Here is a 1,949-nt window from a genome sequence, read left to right as displayed (position 1 = left end):
GGCGCGGCCCGGCGGGCTCAGCCGGCCGTCGGCGACGGGTTGTTGGCCTCCGAGGCGGTGCTGGTCGGCGCCGGGGTCTGCCCGTGCGAACCCGCCGTGCCCAGCTGCTTGCCCTGGTTCGCGGCGTCCACCCACTTCGCCAGGTTCGCCGGGGTGATCTCCTCGCTGCCGTTCTTCGGGTAGACCGGCTGGCCGTTGAGCAGCACCGTCGGCGTGGACTTGAAGCTGGACTTGTCGAAGTCCTGCTGCACCGCGGACACCCAGCCGCCGAACCTGCTGTCCTTGACGCAGGACTGGAACGCGGGCGTGTCCAGGCCGTTGACCTGCTTGGCCAGGCCGAGCAGCACGGCCTTGTCGCCGAAGGCGTCGTTGGTCTCGTCCGGCTGGTTGCGGTACAGCACGTCGTGGAAGTCCCGGAAGTGCCCGGCGTCCTGGGCGCAGCCCAGCGCGTTGGCGCCGTTCCGGGAGCCCTTGCCCGCCACGGCCCGGTCGATGAACGACACGATGTGGTAGTTCGTGTAGATCTTCCCGGCGTCCTCCAGCTGGTCGATGGTCGACGAGAACTCGCGCTCGAAGGTGCCGCAGGCGGGGCAGCGCGGGTCCTCGTAGACGGTGAGGACGGAGGGCGCGTTGTCGGCGCCGACCGGGATGACCAGGTTCTTGTCGCCGATCGTCCCGGCCGGGGCGGCGACCGGCGTCTCCGGCTTGGAGCGCTGGTTCTGCACCACGACGCCGACGATCACCGCGGCGGCGATCACCGCGAGCACGGAGCCGCCCACGATCAGCTTCTTCTTGCGCCGGGAGGAGGCCTCGTCGGCCGCCCGCTGCTCCAGCATCCGCTCACGGGCGGTGCGCTTGCCTTCTCGGTTCTTCTCGCTCATTGCGTTGACATCCACGGTCGGGGCCTTCGTCGGGGTGCAGGGATGTGGGGGTCAGCTCGCCAGCCGGCCGTCCGCCGACAGCCGGGTGCGGGGCCGCCACAGCAGCCACCCGGCCAGCAGCAGGAACCCGGTGTCGCGCAGGATCTCCTGGAGGTACTCCGTCTGGGACGCGTCGACGTGCCCGCCGCCGCCGAAGCAGCCGCAGTCGATCGAGATGCCGCGCGCCCAGGCGGAGGCGATCCCGGCGATGAACGCCAGCAGCAGGAGCGCGGAGACCCCGGCCACCAGCCGGACGCCGAGGCCCACCACCAGCAGCAGGGCCAGCGCCAGCTCCAGGAACGGCAGGCCGTAGCCGATCGGCTTGACCAGGCCCTCGGGGAGGATCTCGTAGGCCCGGACGGCCTGCGCGGCCTCCGCCGGGTCGGAGATCTTCGCCAGCCCGGCCCACCCCCAGACCACCGCGAGGCCGAGCCGGACGGCCGTGCCGAGCCACTCGCTCCAGGCCGGCACCGGCCGCCCCGCCGTCGGCGTGGGCGCGGAGCCACCGGGCTGCGCGGTCATCAGGGAACCCCCCTCGGGAAACTCGTTCACTCCCTGAGGAACCGTCGGGGGCGGAGGGGGGTTTCTCCGCGGTCGGGAATGACGCCGGATGAGTGACGTTCCGTCCGAACAGTCCGAACACCCGAGCGTCAGCGGCACCCCGCCAACCACCCCGCCTCGAACAGATCGGGGTGCCGGGCCGCCTCCGCGCACGCCACCGCCTCCCGCTCCGCCCGCTCGGCACCCCGCTTCGCCAACGCGTGGCCCACCTCCACGTGCACCCCGACCGCGCCGACGAGCACCACCACGGCCGCCGCCGCCCGCAGCAGGACGGCCCGCTGGACACTCCGCACCGGCTCACCCCTTCCCGCTCGCCCCGGCAACCGTTCGTGCACTCCTCCCTCCACTCAACGTCCGCCAACCCCGCCTGATGCGTGTCCCCACCCCTTGTTCACCCGTTCGGGTCCGCACTCCGGTCGGCGCGCACGGCAAATGCCGCGCGCCCGGGGCCGCGCCCCTCAGGAGCGC

General features: G+C 72.8%; 3 protein-coding genes. All 3 read right to left on the bottom strand.

Annotated elements, in window-relative coordinates:
* Positions 1-17 precede the first annotated feature (17 nt).
* Positions 18-881, bottom strand: a complete 864-nt coding sequence (locus ACFU7Z_RS39095; RefSeq protein ID WP_380782918.1) for a DsbA family protein — start codon at positions 879-881, stop codon at positions 18-20.
* Between the two features lie 51 nt (positions 882-932).
* Positions 933-1,442 carry a MauE/DoxX family redox-associated membrane protein gene (locus tag ACFU7Z_RS39090; protein WP_380782916.1) on the bottom strand — a complete coding sequence of 170 codons (510 nt, stop codon included), beginning with the start codon at positions 1,440-1,442 and terminating at the stop codon, positions 933-935.
* Positions 1,443-1,570: 128 nt separating this feature from the next.
* The gene (locus ACFU7Z_RS39085; RefSeq protein ID WP_049651214.1) at positions 1,571-1,774 is read right to left on the bottom strand and encodes a hypothetical protein; all 204 of its coding nucleotides are present in this window, start codon (positions 1,772-1,774) and stop codon (positions 1,571-1,573) included.
* Positions 1,775-1,949: the final 175 nt, after the last annotated feature.

The sequence above is a fragment of the Kitasatospora sp. NPDC057518 genome, assembly GCF_042802075.1.
Classification (GTDB): domain Bacteria; phylum Actinomycetota; class Actinomycetes; order Streptomycetales; family Streptomycetaceae; genus Kitasatospora.
This window is presented reverse-complemented; position numbering and strand designations above follow the sequence as displayed.